The organism is Plantactinospora mayteni (genome assembly GCF_016862935.1).
GTDB lineage: Bacteria > Actinomycetota > Actinomycetes > Mycobacteriales > Micromonosporaceae > Plantactinospora > Plantactinospora mayteni.
Genome location: NZ_BONX01000023.1, coordinates 582,328 through 606,497 on the forward strand (window position 1 = coordinate 582,328; position 24,170 = coordinate 606,497).

The 24,170-nt window shown below is 68.6% G+C and carries 23 protein-coding genes and 1 pseudogene; 16 read left to right on the top strand and 8 right to left on the bottom strand.

All coding sequences use genetic code 11. The annotated features are described in order from the left end of the window. Positions 1-24 precede the first annotated feature (24 nt). The 5 genes from Pma05_RS18650 to sigJ all read left to right on the top strand — a co-directional run bounded on the left by Pma05_RS18650 (position 25) and on the right by sigJ (position 5,360). Positions 25-1,026 (top strand): ArsR/SmtB family transcription factor, encoded by a 1,002-nt coding sequence (locus Pma05_RS18650; protein WP_203858671.1) that lies wholly within the window; start codon positions 25-27, stop codon positions 1,024-1,026. A 493-nt stretch (positions 1,027-1,519) separates the two neighbouring features. After that, positions 1,520-2,761: a PQQ-dependent sugar dehydrogenase gene (locus Pma05_RS18655; RefSeq protein WP_203858672.1), complete on the top strand. Its 1,242-nt coding sequence runs from the start codon at positions 1,520-1,522 to the stop codon at positions 2,759-2,761. Positions 2,762-3,515: 754 nt separating this feature from the next. Then, the gene (locus Pma05_RS18660) at positions 3,516-3,887 is read left to right on the top strand and encodes a DoxX family protein (protein WP_203858673.1); all 372 of its coding nucleotides are present in this window, start codon (positions 3,516-3,518) and stop codon (positions 3,885-3,887) included. Between the two features lie 39 nt (positions 3,888-3,926). Beyond that, the gene (locus Pma05_RS18665) at positions 3,927-4,355 is read left to right on the top strand and encodes an ester cyclase (protein ID WP_203858674.1); all 429 of its coding nucleotides are present in this window, start codon (positions 3,927-3,929) and stop codon (positions 4,353-4,355) included. Between the two features lie 15 nt (positions 4,356-4,370). Beyond that, positions 4,371-5,360: an RNA polymerase sigma factor SigJ gene (gene sigJ, locus Pma05_RS18670; protein ID WP_239312567.1), complete on the top strand. Its 990-nt coding sequence runs from the start codon at positions 4,371-4,373 to the stop codon at positions 5,358-5,360. A gap of 45 nt (positions 5,361-5,405) precedes the next feature. Here the strand turns inward: sigJ and Pma05_RS18675 are convergent, their stop codons facing one another. From Pma05_RS18675 to Pma05_RS18680, 3 genes and pseudogenes are all read right to left on the bottom strand, one after another. After that, positions 5,406-5,732, bottom strand: coding sequence for an NAD-dependent epimerase/dehydratase family protein (locus tag Pma05_RS18675; protein WP_203858675.1), 327 nt, complete (start codon positions 5,730-5,732; stop codon positions 5,406-5,408). Positions 5,733-5,838: 106 nt separating this feature from the next. Next, positions 5,839-5,925: pseudogene (locus Pma05_RS44020) on the bottom strand (NAD-dependent epimerase/dehydratase family protein); the annotation flags it as partial. Continuing rightward, complete coding sequence (locus Pma05_RS18680; protein ID WP_203858676.1) at positions 5,922-6,086, bottom strand: hypothetical protein; 165 nt, start codon at positions 6,084-6,086, stop codon at positions 5,922-5,924. The gene Pma05_RS18680 and the pseudogene Pma05_RS44020, both read right to left, overlap by 4 nt. A 101-nt stretch (positions 6,087-6,187) precedes the next feature. On the opposite strand from Pma05_RS18680, the gene Pma05_RS18685 reads away from it, so the two are divergent. The 3 genes from Pma05_RS18685 to Pma05_RS18695 all read left to right on the top strand — a co-directional run bounded on the left by Pma05_RS18685 (position 6,188) and on the right by Pma05_RS18695 (position 9,089). Beyond that, on the top strand, positions 6,188-6,670 hold the full coding sequence (locus Pma05_RS18685; protein WP_203858677.1) for a hypothetical protein: 483 nt from the start codon (positions 6,188-6,190) through the stop codon (positions 6,668-6,670). A 28-nt stretch (positions 6,671-6,698) separates the two neighbouring features. Next, the gene (locus tag Pma05_RS18690) at positions 6,699-8,282 is read left to right on the top strand and encodes a multicopper oxidase family protein (RefSeq protein ID WP_239312570.1); all 1,584 of its coding nucleotides are present in this window, start codon (positions 6,699-6,701) and stop codon (positions 8,280-8,282) included. Between the two features lie 222 nt (positions 8,283-8,504). After that, the gene (locus Pma05_RS18695) at positions 8,505-9,089 is read left to right on the top strand and encodes an LUD domain-containing protein (RefSeq protein ID WP_203858679.1); all 585 of its coding nucleotides are present in this window, start codon (positions 8,505-8,507) and stop codon (positions 9,087-9,089) included. A 117-nt stretch (positions 9,090-9,206) separates the two neighbouring features. Here Pma05_RS18695 and Pma05_RS18700 read toward each other — a convergent pair whose 3' ends face one another. Continuing rightward, the gene (locus tag Pma05_RS18700; RefSeq protein ID WP_203858680.1) at positions 9,207-10,082 is read right to left on the bottom strand and encodes an NAD(P)-dependent oxidoreductase; all 876 of its coding nucleotides are present in this window, start codon (positions 10,080-10,082) and stop codon (positions 9,207-9,209) included. A gap of 119 nt (positions 10,083-10,201) precedes the next feature. Here Pma05_RS18700 and Pma05_RS18705 point away from each other — a divergent pair, with 119 nt between their 5' ends. Continuing rightward, a complete protein-coding gene (locus Pma05_RS18705; protein ID WP_203858681.1) occupies positions 10,202-10,558 on the top strand; it encodes a winged helix-turn-helix transcriptional regulator in 357 nt (118 codons plus the stop codon). Positions 10,559-11,123: 565 nt separating this feature from the next. Here the strand turns inward: Pma05_RS18705 and Pma05_RS18710 are convergent. The 3 genes from Pma05_RS18710 to Pma05_RS18720 all read right to left on the bottom strand — a co-directional run bounded on the left by Pma05_RS18710 (position 11,124) and on the right by Pma05_RS18720 (position 13,659). Beyond that, the gene (locus tag Pma05_RS18710) at positions 11,124-11,606 is read right to left on the bottom strand and encodes a hypothetical protein (protein WP_203858682.1); all 483 of its coding nucleotides are present in this window, start codon (positions 11,604-11,606) and stop codon (positions 11,124-11,126) included. Positions 11,607-11,761: 155 nt separating this feature from the next. Beyond that, positions 11,762-12,430 carry a response regulator transcription factor gene (locus tag Pma05_RS18715; RefSeq protein ID WP_203858683.1) on the bottom strand — a complete coding sequence of 223 codons (669 nt, stop codon included), beginning with the start codon at positions 12,428-12,430 and terminating at the stop codon, positions 11,762-11,764. Continuing rightward, positions 12,418-13,659: a sensor histidine kinase gene (locus Pma05_RS18720; RefSeq protein WP_203858684.1), complete on the bottom strand. Its 1,242-nt coding sequence runs from the start codon at positions 13,657-13,659 to the stop codon at positions 12,418-12,420. Before Pma05_RS18720 ends, Pma05_RS18715 begins: the two co-directional genes overlap by 13 nt. Before the next feature lie 216 nt (positions 13,660-13,875). Between Pma05_RS18720 and Pma05_RS18725 the strand changes: the two genes are divergently transcribed. From Pma05_RS18725 to Pma05_RS18750, 6 genes are all read left to right on the top strand, one after another. After that, positions 13,876-14,604, top strand: coding sequence for an ABC transporter ATP-binding protein (locus Pma05_RS18725; RefSeq protein ID WP_307836862.1), 729 nt, complete (start codon positions 13,876-13,878; stop codon positions 14,602-14,604). Then, positions 14,601-15,974, top strand: coding sequence for an ABC transporter permease (locus Pma05_RS18730; RefSeq protein WP_203858686.1), 1,374 nt, complete (start codon positions 14,601-14,603; stop codon positions 15,972-15,974). Before Pma05_RS18725 ends, Pma05_RS18730 begins: the two co-directional genes overlap by 4 nt. A gap of 171 nt (positions 15,975-16,145) precedes the next feature. Beyond that, positions 16,146-17,687 carry a carotenoid oxygenase family protein gene (locus tag Pma05_RS18735; protein ID WP_239312573.1) on the top strand — a complete coding sequence of 514 codons (1,542 nt, stop codon included), beginning with the start codon at positions 16,146-16,148 and terminating at the stop codon, positions 17,685-17,687. Positions 17,688-17,751: 64 nt separating this feature from the next. After that, on the top strand, positions 17,752-18,279 hold the full coding sequence (locus Pma05_RS18740) for a S1 family peptidase (RefSeq protein WP_203858687.1): 528 nt from the start codon (positions 17,752-17,754) through the stop codon (positions 18,277-18,279). Positions 18,280-18,766: 487 nt separating this feature from the next. Continuing rightward, entirely contained in the window at positions 18,767-19,183 is a 417-nt protein-coding gene (locus Pma05_RS18745; RefSeq protein ID WP_203858688.1) for a sigma-70 family RNA polymerase sigma factor family protein, read from the top strand. Between the two features lie 224 nt (positions 19,184-19,407). Beyond that, on the top strand, positions 19,408-20,892 hold the full coding sequence (locus tag Pma05_RS18750; protein ID WP_203858689.1) for an OmpA family protein: 1,485 nt from the start codon (positions 19,408-19,410) through the stop codon (positions 20,890-20,892). Positions 20,893-21,564: 672 nt separating this feature from the next. Here the strand turns inward: Pma05_RS18750 and Pma05_RS18755 are convergent. Continuing rightward, entirely contained in the window at positions 21,565-22,845 is a 1,281-nt protein-coding gene (locus Pma05_RS18755) for a DUF418 domain-containing protein (protein ID WP_239312575.1), read from the bottom strand. 103 nt (positions 22,846-22,948) lie between these two features. Between Pma05_RS18755 and Pma05_RS18760 the strand changes: the two genes are divergently transcribed. Next, a complete protein-coding gene (locus tag Pma05_RS18760; protein ID WP_203858690.1) occupies positions 22,949-23,713 on the top strand; it encodes a TetR/AcrR family transcriptional regulator in 765 nt (254 codons plus the stop codon). Positions 23,714-24,170 lie beyond the last annotated feature (457 nt).

The following is a 24,170-nucleotide window of genomic DNA, read 5'->3' on the forward strand; positions in this document are numbered from 1 at the left end:
TGAGCAGGGACTAATCTTCCCCACGTGATCCGGCTGCGCTTCAGCGTCGACGACGTGAGCCGCATCCGCTTCGGGTTCGCGCCGGTCCGCGAGGCCGTGCTGGGCGTCCGCGCGCTCGCCACCCCCGGCCGGGGCGCCGCGCTGCACACGCCCTGGGTACGCCGGGTCGCCCCGGCCCTTCGCACCGTCGACATGGAGCTGCTCGGCACGCTGGTGCGCCCGGCCGGCTACATCCCGGACTTCCTCATCCCCGTCACCCGGGCCCGCACCGAGAGCCTCGACGCCGGGCTCGCCCGGATCGCGGCGACGGAGCTCACGCTCGTCACCGAACAACTGGAGCATCTGGCCGGGCACACGCTGGCGCAGCGCGGGCCCGGGAGGGCCGCGCGGGTGGCGCGGCTGCGCCGCCTCGCTGCCGACCCGGCCGTCGCGCTCGGGCGGATCGTCGCCGCACTCCGGCACTACTGGACGGTCGCACTGGCGCCGGACTGGCCGCGCGTCCGCGCGCTGTTGCAGGCCGACCTCTCCTACCGGCTGGAGCAGCTCGCCGAGGGCGGGGTACGGCAGCTTTTTCGCACGCTGCACCCGCTCGTGACGCTGCGCGGCGACACCCTGGAGATCGTCAAGTACTACGACGGCCTGGCCCACCTCGACCGGCGTGGCCTGCTCCTGGTGCCGTGCGTCTTCGCGTGGCCGGACGTGGTCGTTCGCACCGCCGACCCGCAGCCGACCGTCACCTACCCACCGCGCGGGCTCGGCCGCCTGTGGGAGAGCGTGGCCAGCCCCGCTCCCCGGGCGAACGCGCTCGGCGACCTGATCGGCCGCAGCCGGGCGCGCGTACTGGCCCAGCTCGACCTGCCGATGACGACCACGCAGCTTGCGTGCCTGCTCGATCTCTCCGCGCCGACGCTCAACGTGCACCTGAAGACGCTGCGGGCCGCCGGGGTCGTCTCCGCGCGGCGGCACGGGCGGGCGGTCCTCTACGCCCGCACCGACCTCGGTGAGCGCCTCCTCGGCGAGGACTGAGGCGTGTCCGGTGGATCATGGTTGTCGGTCGGGGACGGCTCTGCGCCAGTCGAGGGTTTCGGCGATGTCCGCTGTGGCCTGATAGCCACTGCCGAGCTCGTCGTACCTGGTCGCCGGGCCTCGGCGTTGCTTTCGACGGCCGAAGCCGCGTTCGACCTGGTTCCACAGTTCGTACCGGTCTGGGGCGAACGCCGGCGTAGGCGGTAGTCACCTGCGGTCGCACGTGATGATCGCCAGCTACGCCGGCCATCGTCCGGCGGACCGGCCCGGACGCTTCTGAGCAGCGGATCACCTTCGGCGCACGAAAGTCCGCAATGGACAGAGAACCAGATGCGGTTGATCGTGGTCGCGTCCGTACCGTCCTGTCGACCGATACGCCTTCTCTGGCCGGAAAGGGGGCAGGATGGCGGGTTGGATATTGGCGAGAGTCGATGTAGTGTGGGAACGCTCCCAGGTTTGAGCCCTCCACTCCACTTGCTCGAGGAGCTGAAACATGTCGCGACGGCGTTGTCGGCCGGCCACCATGCTGGCCGGGCTGCTCGTTCTGGCCCTGTCCGCGTTCCTGTTGCCACCGACGTCTGTGGCTGGCACCGCCACAGCCAGCACATCCCACACCAGCGCGGTGCCACTCGCCGAGCTGACCGTGGTATCCGAACAGGTGGCTTTCGGTCTACAGCGTCCGATCGCGATCACCGGGCTGCCGGACGGCCGGATGCTGATCGCGGAGAAGAACGGCACCGTCCGCGCCTACCACCCCGACACCGGCTTGGCGGCTGAACCGGTGCTCGACCTGACCGCCCGGATCGACACGTCGAACAACGAGCGCGGCCTCCTCGGCATCACGCCCGCGCCGAACTTCGCGCGGACCGGGATCCTCTACGTGGCCTACACGAGCCTGCCGGCCGGCGCGCTGACCCTGGCACGAGTGCCCATCGGCGCTCCTGAGCGGGTACAGGTGCTGCTCACCCAGGAGCACGCCGAGTACGGCAACCACAACGGCGGACAAGTAGCGTTCGGCCGCGACGGCTACCTCTACTGGTCCCTCGGCGACGGCGGCCACGCGAACGACCCGTTCAAGTCCGGTCAGAACCTCGGCACCCTGCTCGGCAAGATCGTGCGGATCGACGTCAACCGCACCTGCGGGGCGAAGCCCTACTGTGTTCCCTCCGACAACCCGTTCGTCCGCACGCGCGACGCGCGGCCAGAGATCTGGCTCTACGGGCTGCGCAACCCGTGGCGGTTCTCCGTCGACCCGGTCGACGGCTCGCTCTGGATCGGTGACGTCGGCCAGGGCCTGGTCGAGGAGATCAACCACATCCGCCCGTGGCAGCGTGGGGCGAACCTCGGCTGGTCCTGCCGAGAGGGCACCCCGGTGTTCGACCCGGAGCAATGCCGGCCGGGCGTGCGGTACACCGACCCGGTCTTCGAGTACGACCACTTCAACGACAACTGCTCGGTGACCGGCGGCGTCGTGTACCGAGGCTTCCAGACCCCCGAGGCATGGGGGACCTACGTCGCGAGCGACTACTGCTCGACCCGGGTGTTCGCCGTGCGTCCCAAGCCCGACGGCGGCTACGAGTCCGCCACGATCGGCAACCTCCCCACCCAGCCGACCGCGATCGGCACCGACGTGCACGGCGAACTGTACGTGCTCAGCGACCTCCCGGGATGGCTGAACCGGGTACGGTTCGAGCGGGTCCAGCCAGCCTCCGGCGGCGGGGTGGCGAACCGCTGAACCCCGGGGGCAATCCCTCCGCATCCGCAAGACCCCTGCGGGACGGCCGCATCCGGGCGGCCGTCCCCGGCTCACTCCAATGCACGCCCCGGCGACACCGAACACGATCGCGATCCTAGATCCGAACGGCATGCATCCGCCCGTGCCGCGATCCGCGGTACGTAATGCAAGGGTCGGCCGTCGAGGTGGGACGAGTGGCCCCTTCGTGTCCAGGTCGGGCCAGGGATAGCGCCGCCGCACCGCGTCGAGACCGCCCAGGCGAGCCGGTCCCCGTCGGCCGCCTCGGTGACCACGCCAGCCGTCTCAGCTTCGTACGCACCGCACGGCATTTGACTCTGCTGGTGCCTCGTCGTCGGGATCCGGCTGCTCCTGTGGTGGTGTATCGGACGGCGCGGGTGGGGTTGCGGTTGACGGTGGGTCCGGGCCTCCCCCAGCACGCCGGCGATGCGGTCTCGGACCTCACCAGGATCGACCAGGAAGCTGTCGACGGCGGCGGCCGAGGAGTCGGCGACGTCGAGGGTGGGATGTTCGATCGAAGTCACGGGGGGTCCCGTCGTTGATCTTGTAGTTGTCGGTCCGCCTCGTCGATGCCTTCCGGCACCAGGCTGACGCGTCCCTGCCCCTACGACGAATCACGCCACCGAACTGTGGGGTTCGGAGCGGATCTGACACCTTGCGCGGCTACGTCGTCGTAGTGGTGGGAGCGCGAACCGAGGTTCCTGGACTTCTCGGATGACGACGGAAGAGACTCACGATGAACATCGCCCTCTGGACCACGGCCTGCCTGCTGGCCCTCGCGTTCTTGGGTTCCGGCGTGACGAAGGTCGTCAAGTCCCGAGACGACGTCGTTGCGGCCTACCCGTGGGCCGAAGACTATTCGCAGGGTCAGATCAGACTCATCGGGGCGGCGGAAATCCTCGGTGCCGTCGGCCTGATCGTTCCCCCGGCCGTCGGTGTCCTGAGCGTGCTGGGTCCCATTGCGGGGGCGGGCCTGGCCGTCTTGATGGCCGGCGCCGTCATCGTGCACCTTCGGCGCGGTGAGACCAACAACGTCGTGTTTCCGCTGGTGCTGTTGGTGCCTGCCACGGCGCTGGCTGTCTTGCGCTTCGGACCCTTCGCCTTCTGATCGCATCCACCCTTACACACCCGAGGAGAGGTTTTCACGATGACTACCCCACAGACCAACAAGGCGGTCTACAAGCGGCTCCATGACGCGATCAACAGCCGCGATCTGGAGTTGATCTCGCGGACCGTCGACGGGGTGTTCCACCCCGATGCCGTGTTCCATGTGCCGGGGCCGGTGGGCGCCACGGCGCCCGAGGCGGTGAAGGGCGCCTGGGCGATGCTGCTTCGCGGGTTCCCCGACATCCAGGTCACAGTCGAGGACATGATCACAGAAGGTGACAAGATCGTCTTCCGGACCACCGTGACGGGAACCCATCAGGGCGAGTACCGCAGCCTCGCGGCCACTGGGAGAACCATCACCTACGACGAGATCTTCATCATTCGCTTCTCCGAGGGCAGGGTCGCCGAAGTATGGGGGGTCGTCGACGTCTTCACCCAGCGCCAGCAGCTGGGTGAGCGGGTCCCGTGACCTCACAGACAGCCGGTGTGTTTCGTCGAAGACGGCAGGGACGAGATCTTATGGAGGCGTGCACCCACAATGGCCACAAGTGACCCATCACGCCACCGTCCGGACGACTCGGCGCTGAACGCGGTGATGAGCGAGCGGCGCCACCTGATCAACCTCGCCTACCGGCTCTTGGGTTCTCTCGCCGAAGCGGAGGACGCCGTCCAGGAGACCTACGCCCGCTGGTACGCCATGTCTGCGGAGCAGCGAGACGCCACCCGGTCCCCGGGAGGGTGGCTGACCACGGTCGCGGGCCGCATCTGCCTGGACGTACTCAGCTCGGCGCGAGCACGTCGAGAACGGTACGTCGGAGAATGGATCCCCGAGCCGCTACCCGAGTCCGCAGCGTGGTCGAGCGCGGGCGAGGCGCGGAGCGGAGCCGGTGACCCCGCAGACCGGATCACCCTCGACGAGTCGGTCACCATGGCCTTCCTCGTCACGCTCGAAGCCATGACCCCGGCCGAGCGTGTCGCCCTGATCCTCCACGATGTCTTCGGGTACCCGTTCCCCGAGGTCGCAAAGATCGTCGGTCGAACGCCCGCGGCATGCCGCCAGCTCGCCTCGTCAGCCCGTCGCCGGGCCCGCTCGTTCGAGATGACCCAGATGTCAAGGAACCGGCAGGCCGAGGCGGTTCGGGCGTTCAAGAAGGCATGGGAGGCCCAGGACATCGACGCTCTGATCGGCCTTCTCGATCCCGACGTCACAGCGATCGCCGACAGCAACGGACTGGCGCAGGCGGCACTCGGGCCGATCGAAGGCGCCGAGCACGTCGCCCGCCACTACCTCACCATCGCCGAACGGATGCCCGCCAGCGCGGCCGTGGTCGAGTGCGTGGTGAACGGTCAGCCCGGGCTCGCGGTGCAGCAGGACGGAGCCACGGTGACGGTCCTCGCGTTCGACATCAGCGAAAACGCGATCACGCACATCTGGGCGGTCCTCAACCCCGACAAACTCCAGCGCTGGAGCTGAGCCGACAGCCGACGACTTCCGCGCACGAGCGATCCGCGGGGGCGATCAGCTACGGTCGGATCGTCGACGCACGACGTCCTGTAGACCGTCCTCGACTGTGGGAAAACGCGGCTTCCAGCCAAGTTCCCGTTTGGCCCTGCTGCTGTCCAGGCTCAGGCCTGCGCGCACCATGAGCGTTCCGAGGTAGGGCGAAATGCGCAGCAGCCCGTTCGGCAACAGCAGCGGTGGTCGCCCGCCGACCGCGGCGGAGACCGCCTGCATGTAGGAGGTCCACGTGCACGGCTGATCGTCGGCGACGTTGTACGCGCTCCCGGCTCGCCCGTTCGCCAGTGCGGCCACGGCGGCGGCAGCCGCGTCCTCGAGATGAACCATCGACACGGTCGATCCCTGTCGCGGAGCGACCAGCTTCCCACGCTCCGCCTGGTCGAGCAGTCCGAGCGTGTTCGACTCGAACCCGTAGAAAGGCGGTGCGGGTGATCCCCAGCACCTCGTGTCCAGCGGCCAACAGTTGCTCGGTGAGCACGGCGCCGATGGCACCGGTCGCGCCCGACACGACCACTCTCATCGCGCGCCTTCCTCGGTGGCCCCGGCTGCGCGCAGCTGGCGGATACGGAGGATGACGGCGATCAGGCCCAGCACCGAGACGACACCGAGGAGGACGGCATCCAGTGGGCGCCCTCCCCCGAGCTGAAGGTCTTTGACGTGGTTGAACGCGTAAGCCAGCACCGGCCAGAGATGTGAGGCGGGCGGCCCGAGACCTGACATTTCGCCGTCCTGTCCGGTCGGATCAGTATGGCCAGGATCCAACCGAGGGAGCCGTCGCGACCATGACCATCCCGTCCCCGTCGCCGGTCATGGACATGGCGGCGCAGGCTGTCCCGCGAACACCGCCGAGCAGCTGGCTGCTGCGGATCGCGGTGACAGCACACATGGTGGCGGCATTCGCCCAACCGGTGACGGCCGGCATCTACCTGAGCGGCGGCTTCAACGGGCTGGGCTGGCACCTCGACGGCGCCAACGCGGCCACGATCGCCGGCGCCTTCCAGATCGTCATGGCCGTCGTCGTCGCGGTTCGCGCGCGGCGGGTGTGGCCGCTGGTCGGCTCGCTGACGTTGATGGCGATCGAGTACGTGGTTTACGAGGCCGGTAAGGCCGGCGCGCTCTGGCTGCACATCCCACTCTCCGTCGTCGTCATCGTGGGGTCGACCGTGATGGTGCTGGGGGTCTGGCTCCTCCCGCTGTCCCGAAGGTGCCGCCCGTTCCGAACGGACGGGAACCTGGCTGCCGAGCAGGCGAACGACGATGGCTGACCGGCCGGAGCCACAGGTCGGCCACGGCGTGAGCCGGCGAAGCGTCCTGTGGCTGGGCGCTGGCCTCGGTGCCACCGTTGTCAGCGGGCTCTCGGTCGCGGCAGTCTTGGCGCCGCGGCCACCGACCACGGGTGCCCTGCTGACCAGCGAGGTACCGCTGCCGATGCCGTTCCAGGTCCCGTTGCCGCTGCCACCGGTGCTCCGGCCCACCGAGCAGGCGAGCGGGGTCGACCGGTACGAGCTAATCCAGCGGGAGACGACGGCGGAGATCCTGCCCGGGATCGCCACCAGGGTGTGGACGTACGACGGGATCTTCCCCGGACCGACCATCGAGTCCCGACGCGGCCGGACCGCGCGGGTGAGGCACCGCAACGAGCTGCCGGTGCCGACCGCGGTCCACCTGCACGGTGGCCGCACACCACCAGAGTCGGACGGCTACCCGACCGACCTGGTGCTGCCATCGGAGTGGACCGACCCGCACCAGGACGGGCACACCGGCGGTCCGCACGGCAGCCACGTGCACGACCCTCGGGCCGTAGTGACCCGGCTGACGCGCGAGTACACGTTCCCGCTCGATCAGCGGGCGGCGATGCTCTGGTACCACGACCATCGGATGGACTACACCGGGCCCGCGATGTGGCGCGGCCTGGCCGGCATGCACATCGTCCGCGACGACGTCGAGGACGGCCTCGACCTGCCCCACGGCGATCACGAGTTACCGCTCATGATCACCGACCGAGCATTCGACGCCGCCGGGCAGCTCGCCTACCCCTCGCTCGACCCGACCCTGCGCGACCGCCCCGGTGTCGCCGAGCCGTACCTCGCCGGGGTACTGGGCGACGTCATCCTCGTGAACGGTGCGCCGTGGCCCACGCACGACGCCGACACCGGCAGTTACCGGCTGCGCCTCCTCAACGCCTCCAACGCACGACACTACGACCTCCAGGCCGTGGCCGAGGACGGCCGCACGCTGCCGCTGATCCAGATCGGAGCCGACCAGGGGCTGCTCGCCAGACCGGTCAACCACACCAGCCTGCCGATCGCGCCTGCGGAGCGCTACGACGTCGTACTCGACTTCGCCGGTCTCCCGATCGGCAGCACCGTCCGGATCCTCAACCGGCTGGGCACCGGCACGACGGCGCACATCATGCAGTTCCGCATAGTTCGGAGCGCACCGGCCAGCACGCCGGTCCCGGAGCGCCTCGCCACCGACCTCCCGACCTGGCACCGATCCGAGGCGAGCGTGACTCGCGACCTCGCGTTCGGCGTCGGCCGCATGGGCGACCGACACGGCTGGCTGATCGACGGCCGCGCCTTCGACCCCGCCCGAACCGATGTCACGATCCGGCTCGGCGACATCGAGATCTGGCGACTCGTCGCCGATGTCCACCACCCGATCCACCTGCACCTGGTCGGATTCACCGTGCTCTCCCGCGGCGGCCACCAACCCCTGCCCCACGACGCCGGACTCAAGGACACCATCTCGCTCCGCCCCGGCGAATCGGCCGAGATCATCACCCGCTTCGACGGATACCGAGGCCGCTACCTGTTCCACTGCCACAACGCCGAACACGAGGACATGGGCATGATGGCCAACCTCGAGATCGTCTGACCTGGATCGGGTGGTCATGGTGCCGACGTCTCCCCTGGTCGTATCCATCCTCACGAGTTCGACGAGACAGCGCACCGAAGCGCGAGGCCGGCCTGTCTCCTGACATTCCGGTCGGCTACGTCGTCGGACTGCTTGAACCCACACCAGCATCCCGCGACAGGAAGCCCACAAACACTCATGACCACCCCAATTCCGGAAACACCGTTCGCCAACCCGGCGCCCGTGCAGCATCTCGAGCGGGCGGCCGCCGCGCTGACCGCACACGGTTTCACTGTCGAGATCCTCGACGACGCCGCTGCCGCGCGTACCCGCGTCAAGGGGTTGATCCCGGAGGGCGCGAGCGTGTTCACCGGGGCCAGCGAGACCCTCCGCCTGTCCGGCATCGATGCCGACATCAACGCCAGCGAGCAGTACCAGGCCCTCAGACCACGCCTGCTGGCCATGGACCGCGCCACCCAGGCCGACGACATCCGGCGACTTGCTGCCACCCCGGACGTCATCCTGGGCAGCGTGCACGCGGTCACCGAGACCGGCTCGCTCGTGATCGCCTCGGGAAGCGGAAGCCAGCTACCCGGCTACGCCGGTGGCGCCGCCCGCGCCATCTGGATCGTGGGGGCGCAGAAGGTGGTACCCGACCTGGACACCGCGCTGCGCCGGGTCGAAGACCACTGTCTCCCCCTGGAGACTGCCCGCACCCAGAAGGTGCACGGGTGGCCCAGCGCCATCAACCGCCTCCTCATCCTCAATGCCGAATTCCAGCCCGGCCGCGGCACCGTCCTGCTACTCCGCGAAACCATCGGATTCTGAAAGGGGTCAACCATGACCAACCCACCGCCACTAACCGGACAAGACATCGGCGAGGCCGATGGCTCGATCACCGCAGCGGCCCTACACAATTGCGCACGAGATCGTTAGTCCGCTTTGTTAGCCGGGTTGCTTGATGCTCTCCATGATTCGAGCGAAGCCTTCCTCTCCGTGGCCTGTGTCGATCTGCTGTTGGATGAGGTGCTGGACCATGGCGACCACGTCGGTGCTGATGCCCTGATCGGAGGTGGCGGTCAGAATGTCGCCGAGGTCGGAGAACTCCAGGCTCTGCTGCCCGTCGACGGTGTAGTCCCCGCCGTCGATGACTGCGGCGAATCCTTGGAAGGCGCCGGTCATGGCGGTCAACCAGGGTGTGGCCATGGCGGCGAACTCTCCTGCGGTCACACCCGACGGCGCGACCATGGCGGCACCGTGTACGAACCCGGCGAACATGACGTACATGCCCGCGAGCAGGGCCAGGTCACACAGCGACGCCAGCCCTGGATCCTCACCGAAGTAGGTGCTGGTTCCCCACAGGTCAAGCAGCGGCTTGTACTGGTCGAAAGCGGCGGTCGACCCGCTGTAGAGGATCGATGACCCGGGTTGGCCGATCATTGACGGGACGGCCATGATCCCGCCGTCCAGGTACTCCACGCCAGCATCGGCGGCCCAGGCTGCCAGCTCGCGCGCCTGCGCCGGTGTCGTCGTTGTCACGTTGATCAGGGTCCGGCCGGCCAATTCGCCGGACAGTGGGTCGAGCACCTCGTGGACTGATGCGTGGTCCAGCAGGCAGGCAATGACCAGCCGGCTGGCTCGGACCGCTTCGCCGGCCGTGTCGGCGGAGATCGCGCCCTGGGCGACGAGGTCGCTCGTCTTGCCCGTCGAGCGGTTCCAGACTGTTGTCGCGTGTCCCGCCTTCACCAGGGCGGCTGCGAGAGCGCTGCCCATCGCGCCCAGCCCGAGAACGCTTACCTGGACGTCGTGGTTCGTGGTCATGTTTCTGGCTCCCTCGTGATTATGGTTCGAGTGGATCCTCTCTGCTGCCGGTAGAGTTGACCAGTACCAACTAAATGGTCGGGTACTAACCTTCTGGTAAGTATGGTTTTGGAGGGCAGATGGCAACGGCGGCGCGACGCGGTCCGTACTTCTGCGGCATCGACGCCGCGATGGACGTCGTCACCGGCAAGTGGAAGTCGCTGATCCTTTGGGAGTTGCACCACTACGGGACCCGCCGGTTTGCCGAGCTGCGGCGTGGTCTGCCGGGCGTCAGCGAGAAGATGCTGATCCAACATCTGCGGGAGATGGAAGAAGACGGACTTGTACATCGTGAGGTGTACCGCGAGGTGCCGCCGAAGGTGGAGTACTCGCTGACCGAGGACGGCGTCTCCCTCAACACCGCGCTGGCCCCGTTGGGGAGGTGGGGCACGGAACGCATCCGGCGGATCGGCGCCGAGAAGGTCTCGGTCAAATGAGGCAAGGCTAGGTCCAGAGCTTCGACGAGGTGCCGGGATGTCGGTTCAGGGTGGGATGATGCCGAGGATCGCCAGAGGTCGGTAGACGTCGCGGGCGTTGTGCCGTAAGGCTTTGGCGACGTTGGTCCAGCAGTGGTGGCGCGGCATGCCGACGGCGAGGTTGCACAGCAGCCGAGGGTTCTGGCGCGTTTCCGACCCGCACCTGGGAGTGGTCCTCGCCGGACGTGACGTCGCGGACGCGATACAACGCGGCTATGGCCCAGTGGCCACGGATGAAGTCGGTCAGGTGGGCAGGGTTGACGTGGCGGACAGCCAGGTTGGTGACCGCGTACACGGTGACGGTGCGCCAGCGGACACCGACGGGTGCCGGGCCTTCCACGCCGCCAGGTGAGGGCCCACAGCCTGTCGCCGTTCCGGCACCAAACGACGCAGGGCCGCCGAACACACGACGTGATGATGATTGAGCTGGTTGCGACCGGGTCTGCCGAGAAGCGGACGGCGGCCAGTAGCGTACGGGAAGAGCGGCACGTGCTCTTCGGGGGCGTCGGAGACGTCGCTGACCTGATCAAGGCTCGCACGGTTGGCTTGCCGGGTCACCCACCGGCGGCCGCGCCGTTCGCTCCCGTGCGAGATCGCGGGCCAAGTGCGAGCGCCGTAGGCCGACCGCTCGGAACCGGCGTACGTCGTTGAGTGTGTCGTGCATGAGCTGCACGTAGAAGTAGTTGATGTGTTCGAGACAAGCGAACAGGGCAAAGGCGAGTCCGGGCCAGGAGTCGCGCCCGGGATCGGTGGCTGCTGCGTATCCGATCAGCACGACGCCGGTAGCCAAGATCAGTGGGTTGACGGCACGCGCCACGCGAAACGCGGGCTCACCGGGAAGTCGCCGCCGACGATGGCGCATCTGGCGCAGTTTGGCCGCCCAATAGGCGGCGCCCTCGATCAGCAGGGTAGCGAACAGGCCAAAGCCGATCAGGTTGGGCACCGTAACGGGCAGGCCGACGAGGCCGAACCACGCCACGCCCTGCAACGGGATGTTGACCAGCTCCATTGCGGCGAGTGAACGCAGCCGCCGACGAAGGACTGAGGGCATAGCGTCGCTGGCAACTATCCGCATGTCACCATTGTGGATCACGGATGCACTCGGATCGCAGGGTACTTAGCGTCCCACGGAAGGTAGCGCAGGCAGTTAGCTTGTGCGGCAACCTATAGACCTGCCGCCTGCACGATCAGGGCGAGTTGGACCCGGTTGGTGCACGCGGTCTTGCCGAGGATGGTGCTGATGTAGCCCTTCACGGTCGGGACGGTGAGGGTGAGGTCGGTCGCGATCTCGGCGTTCGACTTGCCGTCGGCGACCGCCGTGGCGACCTGGATCTCGCGGGCGCTGAGGTGTTGGAGGCGTTCTCGTGCGGCCAGTCTGTCGGTGTCGTGGCTGGTGCTGTTGGCGACCATGGTGATGAGCCGTCGGGCGATCTCCGGCGACAGCATGCTGTCGCCCTGGCGTGCCGACCGTATGGCGCGGACGATGTCCTCCGGTGGAGCGTGTTTGAGGAGGAAGCCGACGGCTCCGGCCCGGAGTGCTCTGACCACCAGTTCGTGCTCGTCGAACGTGGTCAGGACGATCACCGCGGGGCCCTCTCCACGGTCTCGTAGTCGCTGCGTCGCGGTGATCCCGTCGACCTTCTTCATCCGCAGGTCCATCAGGACGACATCGGGGTGGTGTGCGTCGACAACGGCCGGCACGTCGCCGCCGTCCGATGCCTCCGCGACCACGTGGATTCCCTGGACTCCGTCGAGCATGGCTCGTAGACCCATCCGTACCAGCGCGTCGTCGTCGACGAGGACGACGCGGATCGTCTCGGTCAGCTCCCCCACGGGAGCCTCGCGGTGACGACGAACTGGTGTGCGACCTTTCCGGAGCTGAAGGTGCCGCCCAGGAGCGAGACCCGCTCGTTGAGCCCGCTCAGCCCGGTCCCGGTGCCGGGGATGACCGACACCGGGGCTGGTCGTGGGTCGAGGAACGTGCTGACCGTCACTGCGAGTTCCCCCGCTTCGTGGGATCGGACCACGATCCGAACCGGCGATCTGGGTGCGTGTTTGCGGGCGTTGGTCAGGCCTTCCTGGACGATCCGGTACGCGGTCGCCGCGGCGGCGGCGTTCCTCGGCGTGCCGGTGGCGTTGTCGATGTTCTGGTCCACGTTCACCTCGGTGCCGCTGCGCCGGGACTCGTCGATGAGGGCGGACAGGTCGTCCAGCCCGACGCGGGGTTCGAGCAGGCTTCCGTCGCTGGTCGGGCCGTCGCGGAGGATTCCGATCACGTCCTGGAGGTCACCCAGCGCGTCGTGGCTGGTCTGCCTGATGATGGCGGCCATGCTGCGGATCTGGTCCGCCGGCAGGTCGGAGCGGAACTGGAGCGCACCGGCGTGGACGCTCAGCAGGGACAGCCGGTGCGCGAGCGCGTCGTGCATCTCCCGGGCTATCCGGCGACGTTCCTGGTCGCGGACGGTGGCCGCGAGGAGTTCCTGGCCCGCCTCGAGATCGTGTGCACGGTCGAGGACCGCCCGGAGGTAGTTGCGCTGGGCGCGGACCATCAGACCCCAGCCGACCACGCCGAGGTTCATCAGACTGCCCATGAGGATCTGGGTGCGGTAGCTGAAACCAGCAGGCTCGGGATACATCAACGGGAAGCAGAACGTCGCGATCAGCTCCGCGGCGGTCAGCGCGGTGATCGCCGGAGTACGAACCCGGATCGCCGCGGTGAAGAGGGCGACCAGGGAGGCTCCCGCAGCGGACGCGGAGACGGCGGACGCGGCGACGGCGAACGCCGCGACCGTGGTGGGGAATCGTCTGCGGACGGCCAGCGATCCGCACGCGGCCGTACCGAGCCCGACATCGAGGATCAGAGCGGTGCGGCTGTGCATGTCGATGGTCGGGATCAGGATGAACAGGCCGAACCCGACCGCGACGACGACGAGAACGACGTCGACCAGGGTCTGCCGGCCGACCATCCCGGTACGCCCCCCGGAGCCGGGGGCGGAGGAGTAGGTGAGCGCATGCCAACGGCGGCGCGGCGGCGTCGGGTGCCTGGCTACGGGATCTGTCATGTCAATGCACCCTAACCGGCTGGGAGTGCTCCTCCTTACCGCCTTTGGTCGGGTGGGTGTCCCCTTCTCCGGTCGGGCAGGTTCGCCCTGCCTGGGGTGGTGTTGCGATCGGCCCCGCACGCCGAGGCTTGGGTGAACGCCGCGCAGACCGATCGGATGGACATCTTGACCAGCTCGGATCTCACCCGTCATGCCATGCAGGATCCCTTGCGGGTCGTGGGGCTTACCAAGACCTACGGACCCCCGAGCAACAGGGTCACCGCTCTCGCCGGGGTAACGACCTCGTTCGCCGCCGGCACGTTCACCGCGATCATGGGCCCCTCGGGCTCGGGCAAGACCACACTCCTGCAATGCGCCTCCGGACTCGACCGGCCCACCGGCGGAACGGTGCACGTCGACGGGCGCGAGTTCGTGCAGGGCGGCGAGGCTGCGGCCACCCGCTTCCGGCGTACCCGGATCGGGTTCGTCTTCCAGCAGTACAACCTCCTGCCGACCCTCACCGCGTTGCAGAACGTCACCCTGCCGATGAGGCTCGCCGGACGGAAGGTCAACCGCAGGCAGTGTATGGACCTGCTCGAACAGGTCGGACTCGCCGGCTTCGTCGACCGCCGGCCCACCGAACTCTCCGGCGGCCAGCAGCAACGCGTCGCGATCGCCAGGGCGCTGGCGTCCAGGCCGTCGATCGTGTTCGCCGACGAGCCCACCGGTGCGCTCGACGGTACCAGCGCGGCCGAGGTGCTGTCCCTGCTCCGGCGCGCCGTCGACACCTACGGCCAGACGATGGTGATGGTGACCCACGATCCCATCGCCGCCGCCTTCGCCGATTCGGTCGTCTTCCTCGCCGACGGGCGGATCGTCGGCACGATGAAGAATCCCAGCGCGGCTGCGGTGTCCGAGCAGATGCTGCGGCTCGATCTCGCCCGTCGAAATGACGGACCGCGATGACCCTGCTCGGACTCGCCTTCAACTCGTTGCGGTTCCGCCGGGGCAGCTTCACCGCGACGTTCGTCAACGTATTCCTCGGCGCGGTCGTGTTGATGTCCTTCGCCTCGCTCTTCGACACCGCCGGCGGAGTCGGCGTGTCCCCGGCCGACGCGTCGTCGCTGACGACGATCGCCGGCGCCGTCGGCGGATGGGGTCTCGTCATCGTGGGCTTCGGCGTCGCCTCGACGATGAACCTGTCGGTCCGGCAACGCCAAGCCGAACTCGCGCTGCTCAAGGCCACCGGTGCCACCCCGTCGCAGATCGGGCGGATGATCATCGGTGAGGGGGTGACCGTCTCGATCCTGGCCGCACTCCTGGGCATCGTCCCCGCCTGGCTGATCGGACGGGCGGTGCTCGGTGCGCTGACCTCCACCGACCAGGTCGCCGACGACGTCGCCTACCGCTTCGGGCCGCTCGCCCTGATCGCGGGACTGTCGATGACGTTGCTCGCCACGGTCGGCGCGACCGCGATCACCGCCCGCCAGGCGGGGCGGGTCAGCGCCCGGGAAGCGTTGAGCCAGGCCGCCACCGACGGTCGATCGATCGGGAGGGGCCGGATCATCGCCGGCAGTCTTCTGCTCGTCGTCGGCATCGCGTGCTCCCTGACGACCGCCACGGTACTCAAGAACGAAGGCTTCACCACGCTGAGCATCGCCGGCCAGGCATGCATCGCCGCCGCGATCGGTCTGGCGCTCCTGTCGCCCCTGGCACTGCGCGGGCTGATCCGGCCCGTCGACCTCGCGACCCGGCCGTTCACCGGGGCGGCGGGATATCTGGCGACGACGACCATCCGCGAACGCACCAGACAGACGGCGGCCATCACCATGCCGGTGATCATCCTGACCGGCCTGGCCGCCGGAACCATCTACATCCAGAAGATCCAGAACGCGGCCAACGCCGCTGACGGCATCACCGTCAGTGCCGACGACAAGGGGGTCCAGACGCTCAACTTCATCATCGTCGGCATGATCGCGCTGTTCGCCGCCATAGTGTTGATCAACAACTGTGTCGCGAGCCTGCTGGCGCGACGGCAGGAGTTCGGCGTGGCCCGCAAACTCGGCGCGACCCCGGGACAGATCCTGCGCGCCGTGACGTTCGAGACGATGTTCGCCGCCGCGTCCGGGCTCGCGCTGGGCAGCATCTCCGCCGCGATCGGCATCGCGGGTTTCCGCTACGGGCGCACCGGCTCGGTGGGTCCCGCCATCGACGCCGTCCCGTTCCTCGCGATCATCCTCACCGTAGCCATCCTGACGATCACCGCGAGCCTGTCGGCCGCGCACAGGTCCCTGGCCGTCCCCATGATCCAGGCGGCCGGGACGACGCGCGTCTGACCGCCGACCCGATCGCCGGCGGACATGGCCAAGGTGGCGAACCGCAGGTTGCCCGCCCCGGCTGGCCAAGCCCCAGCCAGGGTCCGACAGGAGAGGCCCGCGACGACGGGCCGGCGATCGGCATTCACCGCTTCGATGTCGACCCACACAACCAGGACAGGGAGTCCGGAGATGACCAGTTACAGCCGACGGCACGTGCTGCGTTCGGTGGCGGCGGTCGCGGGAGGTGTCGCCGCCGCCGGGTACGGCGGACTGCCGCTGGCCGGAGGAACCGGCGAGATGGCTCTGGCCGCCGCCTCGGGCGGCCGGCGCGGCACCTACCCGTTCCTCGAGGGCGCGTTCGCCCCGGTCCGGAAGGAGGTGACGGCGTTCGACCTACCCGTCACCGGCCGAGTTCCCCAGGAGCTGAACGGGCGCTATCTGCGGATCGGCCCCAACGTGCTCGGGTTGGAGGATCCGCGTGCACATTCCTGGATGCGCGGTGAGGGAATGGTGCACGGCGTCCGGCTCCGGGACGGGCGGGCCGAGTGGTACCGCAACCGCTGGGTCCGGTCGGCTGCGGTGGCCGAGAAACTGGGCGAGTCGTACCCCGGCCCGGTGCCGGACGGGGACTACGCCTGCAACACCCACGTGATCGCGCACAACGGCCGGATCCTGACGCTCCTGGAGAGCGGGCCGCTGCCGTACGAGATCGACGGCGACCTGAACACCGTCGGCCCGTACGACTTCGGCGGAACGTTGGACGGCGCCTTCACCGCGCACACCAAGCTCGACGCCGAGGCCGGCGAACTGCACGCCGTCACGTACAGCCCGATCTGGGACCACGTCCGCCATCTCGTCGTGGACCAGACGGGCCGGGTCACCCGGACCACGCGGATCCCGTTGGCCGGCGCCCCGATGATGCACGACTTCGCGCTCACCAAGCGGTACGTCGTCCTCTTCGACGTCCCGGTCACCTTCGACCCGGAGGCGGCAGCGGCGGGACATCCGGTGCCGTACATCTGGAACGACCAGCACCCCGCCCGGGTCGGAGTGCTGCCCCGAGCGGGCGGCGCGGCCCGCTGGTTCGAGGTGCCACGAATCGTGTACTCGCACACCCTCAACGCCTACGACGACGGGGCGTCGGTGGTGGTCGACCTCACCACCTTCCCGGCGCCGTTCTACCCGGCCGGTCGGGGCACCGGCGGTCCGGGGTCCGCCGGCACCCCCTCACTGGACCGCTGGACGATCGACCTGGCCCGTGGCCGGGTCCGCACGAGCAGGCTGGACGACCGCCCGCAGGAGTACCCCCGGGTGAACGAGGCGCTGGTGTCCCGGCGACACCGGTACGGCTACTCGGCGGCGGCGGCCGAGATGTTCCAGGCGTATCAGACCGTCGACGGCGTCCCACCGGACCGGACGTTCACCAACGCACTGATCAAGCACGACCTGATCCGCGGCACGTCGGAGGTACACCGCTTCCCCCGGCACGCCGCGGCCAGCGAGGCCGTCTTCGTCCCGGCCACGGACCCCGGCCACCGCCCGGCGGCGTCCGACCGCCCGGCGGCCGAGGACGACGGTTACGCGATCGCCTACGTGCACAACCCGGACCGCAACGCCTCCGACCTGGTGATCCTGGCCGCGCAGGACTTCACCGGCCGGCCGGTCGCCCGAGTCCACCTGCCGGCACGGGTGCCGCTCGGCTTCCACGGCAGTTGGGTACCCGACGCGTGACGGTGTGCGGCCGACGCCGACCGCCCCGTGTCGCGCTCTCCCCTACCGCTCCATCCCAACAACGATGAAGGAGCTGACCGCCAAGCACTGTGTCGAGGGCTACCGGGACCAGGCGATGGCCGTACGGGTCAAGAGCCTGCGGTACGGCAGCGGCGGAGGTGTGGTGGCCGTGATCGAGGCCGAGTCCGTGGTCCGCTCGATCCACGACATCGCGCTGGTACGGCTCTCCCGCTCGGCGAACGCCGAATACGTACCGCTGGCCAGCGCACACCCCAAGATCGGCACCACCAACTACGTGTTCGGTTGGGGCCGGACCTGCCCGACCTGCCCGGCGTCGCCAACCCTGAAACGCGCGACGGTCACGGTCACGGGTACCAGCGCGTACTCCAGCCTGGGTACGCAGATCCGGGTCTCGCCCGGCAACGGGTCACCCTGCATGGGTGACTCCGGCGGACCAATGTTCAAGCTCGTCGACGGCAAGCGGTACCAGGTCGGCGTGGTGCCCTGGGGCAGTAGTACCTGCACCGGCTCGTCCTACTTCGCCAGCGTCCCGATCAGTCGGGACTGGATCCGCGGCGTCACCGGGGTCTGATCGGCGGCACCGGGCGGCGGGACAGGTCCTGTCCCGCCGCCCGACCGGCGTTACCGGCCGGCCGGGGAAGCGACAGAGCCGGCTGGGATGAGCGTCAACGCGGTCATCGCCACGCACGGGATGGCCAAGGGTGCCTCCACCAGCACTGGCCCGGACCACACCGTTCACCTGGTCGCGCCGCACCGTCGCTTTCCGCGAGGAGTGGGAGACCGCCATGACGGCGGCGTCCTCACTCCCGGTGTTGCGTGCCGCGCGGATCGTTCGCGCGGCGCCCCGACGATCACAAGACGCCGGCGACCCGGCCCCCTCTTGAATGCAGGTGTTGGACGTGGGCCATCGCTCGTGGCTGTCACAAAACGGTGTGGAGTGCCGTCTAGTGCGTGTGGCAGGACCAGGGTTGAACAGGCGGGAGCCGGACATGGGCCAGCACGGCGTAGGAACGACGGACACCGCCGGGCCGCCCGATACTCCCTGCCGCGTGGGCCCCGTGGATTCGGCGACCGAGGTGTTCGTCGCCCATCGCAACCTGCTGCTCACTGTCACCTGCGAGCTGCTCTGCTCGGCCGCCGGCGCCGAGGACGACCTGCCCGAGACCGGGCTGCGATGGGTTGGTACCGGACGTCGTCGCCGTCAGCGACAGCGGCGATATCAAGCATGCCCTGCTTCGGCCCATCCGATCGGGGCGGGCAAGGTGGCCCGCTTGCTGGCCGCCGGCCGGTGGAAGCGCGACGCCGAACGATCAGTCGAGGTAGTGCAGATCAATGCTGGGCCGGGTCTGCTCGTCCGCGTCAACGGGGAGATCGACGGCGTGGTGGCGGTGCGGGTCGAGAACGGCTACGGCGCCGGTGCCTACCATGTGCGCAATCCGGACGGGTGCCGCGTGTGGAGTGCGAGCCCGCCATAAGCCGCTGGTCCGCAACGACCCACGGATAGCTGGCGGCTCCGGCCTGGAGTCGCGGACGCGACTACCCGCCGGCCAGGCGGCCCGAAATACACGAGGAAGAGGAGGCGAGCAAGCTGGTGCGCCAGTTCGAGTCCACTCGCGACCAACCACACCGACCGCGGTCGAGAATCATGACCAAGCTCCGTCACTTCGGACATCAGACAATCTCTCCCACGCCTGGGCGGATGCTGGCCCTGAGCGCCGTACTCGCGTTCGCGGCGGCCGGGTGCGGGGTACTGCCGAAGAAGGAAGCCGCATCCCCGCCCCCCACCAGCGCCGCGGCGTCGGGTCAAGGCACCCGACCGGCCCTGGCCGAAACCCGCAGTACCATGACCGAGAACCTCAAGGTCGAGGTCGTCGGCCTCAACCGCGTCAAGGGCAAACACCTCATCGCCCAGATCCGCCTGTCCAACACCGGCACCGAGAAGCACCTGCCCTGGCCCGGCGAGATGGGCGACCACACCCGCCCCCTCGGGGAGATCAAGTGGGCCTCCGGCATCGGCGTCCTCGACGCGCAGGCCCGCACCTGGCTCCTGCCGTACAAACCCGCCGGCTCCCCCTGCCTGTGCAGCGACCGCGACCGCGACGGCCTCGGCCGCTTCATCGACCCCGGCCAGTCGATCACCGTCTACGCGGTACTACCCGCGCCGTCGGGCAACCCCGCGACAACCACCATCGTCACCCCCGTCGCCCCGCCGATGCTCAACGTGCCCATCAACGACGAAGCACCGACCGGTGACTTCCCCGACCCCGATACCGAACCCGTCACCCCGGTCACCCGCCGCCTCATCCTCCCCTCCGAATCCCTCGACAAATCGGAGGAAACCGCCGACGACGGCAAGAACCTGCAGGTCAACCTCTCCTCCGACGTGCTGTTCGCGGTGGGCAAAGCCACCCTCACCCCCAAAGCCAGGTCGGTCCTGACCCGCACGGCCAAACTCATCGACGCCTCCCCCGCCACAGTGGTCACGGTCGCGGGCCACGCCGACTCCTCCGGCAACGACGCCATCAACAACCCACTGTCACTGCGCCGCGCCCAGGCGGTACAGCACGCCCTGTCGGCACTGCTGTCCAGGAACGGGATCCGCTTCCAGACCGAGGGGTACGGCTCGCGCCGCCCGCTGTACAGCAACGACACCGACGAGGGCAAACGCCGCAACCGCCGCGTCACGGTAACCTTCCCCAAACCTCAACCCACCACCCCGGCACCGACGGCCACGACCCCTCCCGCCGCGACCGGCCTGACCGGCACCACCAAGGCAGACGGCCAGCCCATCGCCATGGAGATCACCGGCCTACGCCGACTACCCGGCGACCTCGGCCTCCTCACCTACAAGATCACCAATCAGGGGTCGACCGAGACCTGGTTCCGCGACCTTCACCGCACCCAGGACTGGGAGGCGTACAAGTACCAGGCCGCAACCAACGTCCGCCTGACCGACATCGCCACCCGCCGCCAGTACCTCCCCGGCCGCCTCAAGGTCCCCACCGACAACGACGCGGACTTCTACTGCGCATGCACAGACGTCTCCGGCGTCCGCATCAGCACCGAGAAGTTCGCACCAGGCCAGACCCGCGAGTTCTGGAACCTCTTCGCCCTGCCCGACACCACCGACACCCTCAACGTCAAGATCGGCCCGTTCCGCGACCTAAACGTCCCCATCCAGTAACAGCGTCCGGCGCCTGCCTGTCCGTTTCAACCTCAACAGTGAACCTTTTTCAACCTCCCCTTGCGGTCCGGCGGACCGCAAGGTCGGACGCGGTGCCTGAGCGCCACGCGGTTCAGGTTGAAAAAGGTTCAGCGTGGGTCACCCTGTTGACCATCAGGAAGGAACTCATGAAGTCTCGACGCATCCTGTCCTGTCTGGCCGCAGCAGCGTTCGCCGCCCCTGTCCCTGATCTGGCGGGAGCGGTCAGGTAGCCCGACGTTGTTCCACGACAACGCATTCTGGCGGAACGTGAACTGACGGGCGCACGTACGACGAAGGGCCGGTCCCAGTGGGGCCGGCCCTTCGTCATGCGGCGGAGGATACGAGATTCACATCAGGGCCCGGTACCGAGGAGAAGGCGCTGCCGTCTGACCGTGGTCGGGGAGGTGAGGACCGGGAGAACGTACGATAACGGGCCAGATAGCGGGGAACCTGTCGGAGTACGACGGGGCAGGGCCACTCGCCGACGCGCAGCCACGCCTTGGCGCCGCCGTCGACGACTATGACGCTCTGCACAGGAACGCCGCGGCGGGCGAGAGCACCATCATCACCCAGTCGGCGAGGTGTTCCGGGTCGCGTACTGATCAGGCCATGCGGCGGCCGCTACCGTCGACCCGGAGCTGGCTTAGGCGATCAGCGTGCTCGCCCGCGCGCAGCCCGGTCTTCGCGTTCCGGACCCCCGTGAGTGGCTGCGTTGTCGGGATCGGCGAGTGCCGGGCCGGTGACCTTCGTCGCAGGGTGCCGGGGCGGCGCGACGAAGGCCGGGCGTCGGGCGTTGGTGAGCCAGCGCAGTGCCCATTCCACCGGGCCGTAGCGGAACCGGCGTAGCCACAACGCGCTGGCGGCGAGCTGCCCTGCGTATACGACCACGACGAAACCGATGAGGGCGAGCGGGGAGAACGTGCCCGCGAGGCCGAGTCCGATGCCGGTGAATACCATCAATCCGACCACGGACTGGGCCAGGTAGTTGGTGAGCGCGGTACGGCCGGCCGGGGCGAGGGCGGCCCGCACGGCGGCGGTGCGCGGACTGTGCATGATCCGCAGCAGCGTCGCCACGTAGGCGGCGCTCAGCAGCGGCGCCGTCGCGACGCTGGCAGCCACGGCGAGGGTGTTCCCATTGCCGCCGCCGACCGTGTAGACGAGCGATCCGAGCAACCCCACCGGGAACCCGATCTGCTGGATCCGGCGCAGGACCGGCTCGCCGCCGGACACCCGCCCCAACAACCCCCGGCGACCGGCAACCATGCCGAGCAGGAACAGGGCCAGTGCGGTCGGACCTTGCAGGCTCACCGCCTGGAGGACGAGGAATGGCAGGCCGGCGACATTGTTTCCGATATTGGAGCCCCACCCGCCGAGCAGGGCCTGGGTGGCCCGCTCGCCGTTGGCGAGTGCTTCGGCCTCCCCTGGCAGGAACGCCGAACTGTCGACGACCAGGGAGCTGGTGACCATGCTGAGCAGCACGACGGCGTAGAGGGAGACGGCAATCCAGATCGCGGTGCGGTCTCTGACGTTGCGCAGCAGGAACAGGAAGAGGCACACCACGGCGTACGTGGTCAGGATGTCGCCGCCGTAGAGGAAGACGGTGTGCAGGGCGCCGATGGCGAACAGCCCGCCGATCCGGCGGAGCATCCTCGACGAGAAGGCGACGCCGGCCCTGCTCGCCGATTCCATCTGCAAGGTGAAGCTGTACCCGAAGAGGAACGAGAAGAGCACGTAGAACTTCATGTCGACGAACACGGACGACAGCGCACGGACGGCGTTGTCCAGCCCCGAGTCGAAGTCCGGGTCGATCGTCAGGTTCCCCGGATAGCCGGAGGCCATGAACGTGACGTTGACGGCGAAGATGCCCAGCAGCGCGAAGCCCCGGACCGCATCGACGTCGAGAACGCGTGGGACAGCATTGCGTGTACTCAAACCAAGCTCCCCGTATCTGCGTATGAGGTACAGCGTACGAGATACAGAGTACCGGGATCTATAGTAAGCGCAACGCCAGCCGGGAAGGACAGGAGAGGTCAACGTGACGAAGCGGGCGCTTCCACCCGTGGTGGCGCGGATGTGGGGCCGCGACACCGGGTCCCGACACGGGCCCCGGCCGAGCCTCGACCTGGCCAGGATCATCGACGCCGCGATCGGAATCGCCGACCGCGAGGGACTGGCGGGCGTCCGGATGAGCAGCGTCGCCGCCCAGGTCGGCATGGCGACGATGTCGCTGTACCGCTACGTCGGCAGCAAGGATGAGCTACTGACCGTCATGGCCGACGCCGCCACCCCCGAACCCCCCACCCTCGACGGGCGGCCGTGGCGCGTCTACCTCGCCGCCTGGACCCAGGCCAACCGCGACTTTCTCGTCGACCGGCCCTGGCTGCTGTCCCTCGCCCACCACACCCCGCCCACCGGACCCCGGACGCTGCGCTGGCTCGACCGCGCGCTCACCGCGCTCGCCCCGACCGAACTCGACCTCGGCCAACGGATCAACATCGCAAGCACTCTCACGGGCTACGCCACCACCCAGGCGACCCTCTCCCACAGCATGATCACCGCTGCCGCCGCCACGGCCACGGCCACCACCTCGGCCGCCGGCGACGGCTCAATCACCGGACTGGCCGACTACGGCGACATCCTCGACCAGGTCCTCGACCCAGAGGACTACCCGGAACTCACCGCCGCCGTCCGCTCCCACGCCTTCGGCACCGCCGAGAAGTGGATCGACGACGCCGACTTCACCTTCGGGCTCGACCTGCTCCTCGACGGCATCGAAACCCTGATCACTCGCCGCGGATAGGCCGTATTTCATGGCCAACTGGGTGCGACGCAAAGACGACGCCAAAGGGTGGCCGACCGCCAACCCTCGGGCCTGAAATCCACCGGCAGCACCACACTCCGGAGTGCGGTAATCGACTCAAGCGCCACCGCGCAGTGGCGACCAACTCCGACAAACTCCCTGCGCTACCCGGCCAGTCCCAAAATCGGACAGCGCACAGAGGTACTGCCCGCACGTGGTCCCGGGCCGTCAGGCCGGTTGCCGAGTTCGCAGCAGAGCCGGCGGTAACCTGGAAACAGCGTACGGGTCAGGCGTGATCGTGGCGATCACATCGTCCGGTTACCAGGCGACGAGCCCCCGCAGGAGGCGAAAGGCGACCGCTTCCACCCGCCGCCTTCGTAAACGCCTCGCCCTGCCGAGTCCGACCTGGCTCTTCTCAAACACTCACTCAAGTAAACAACTCAGCAATCGGGCGTGG

What these genes read in the sequence shown, in the direction of transcription:
- Pma05_RS18655 (WP_203858672.1), top strand. Translation starts at nt 1,520, where the DNA reads ATGTCGCGACGGCGTTGTCGGCCGGCCACCATGCTGGCCGGGCTGCTC.
- Pma05_RS18660 (WP_203858673.1), top strand. Translation starts at nt 3,516, where the DNA reads ATGAACATCGCCCTCTGGACCACGGCCTGCCTGCTGGCCCTCGCGTTC.
- Pma05_RS18665 (WP_203858674.1), top strand. Translation starts at nt 3,927, where the DNA reads ATGACTACCCCACAGACCAACAAGGCGGTCTACAAGCGGCTCCATGAC.
- Pma05_RS18675 (WP_203858675.1), bottom strand. Translation starts at nt 5,732, where the DNA reads ATGGTTCATCTCGAGGACGCGGCTGCCGCCGCCGTGGCCGCACTGGCG.
- Pma05_RS18685 (WP_203858677.1), top strand. Translation starts at nt 6,188, where the DNA reads ATGACCATCCCGTCCCCGTCGCCGGTCATGGACATGGCGGCGCAGGCT.
- Pma05_RS18700 (WP_203858680.1), bottom strand. Translation starts at nt 10,082, where the DNA reads ATGACCACGAACCACGACGTCCAGGTAAGCGTTCTCGGGCTGGGCGCG.
- Pma05_RS18705 (WP_203858681.1), top strand. Translation starts at nt 10,202, where the DNA reads ATGGCAACGGCGGCGCGACGCGGTCCGTACTTCTGCGGCATCGACGCC.
- Pma05_RS18710 (WP_203858682.1), bottom strand. Translation starts at nt 11,606, where the DNA reads ATGGAGCTGGTCAACATCCCGTTGCAGGGCGTGGCGTGGTTCGGCCTC.
- Pma05_RS18720 (WP_203858684.1), bottom strand. Translation starts at nt 13,659, where the DNA reads ATGACAGATCCCGTAGCCAGGCACCCGACGCCGCCGCGCCGCCGTTGG.
- Pma05_RS18730 (WP_203858686.1), top strand. Translation starts at nt 14,601, where the DNA reads ATGACCCTGCTCGGACTCGCCTTCAACTCGTTGCGGTTCCGCCGGGGC.
- Pma05_RS18735 (WP_239312573.1), top strand. Translation starts at nt 16,146, where the DNA reads ATGACCAGTTACAGCCGACGGCACGTGCTGCGTTCGGTGGCGGCGGTC.
- Pma05_RS18740 (WP_203858687.1), top strand. Translation starts at nt 17,752, where the DNA reads ATGAAGGAGCTGACCGCCAAGCACTGTGTCGAGGGCTACCGGGACCAG.
- Pma05_RS18750 (WP_203858689.1), top strand. Translation starts at nt 19,408, where the DNA reads ATGCTGGCCCTGAGCGCCGTACTCGCGTTCGCGGCGGCCGGGTGCGGG.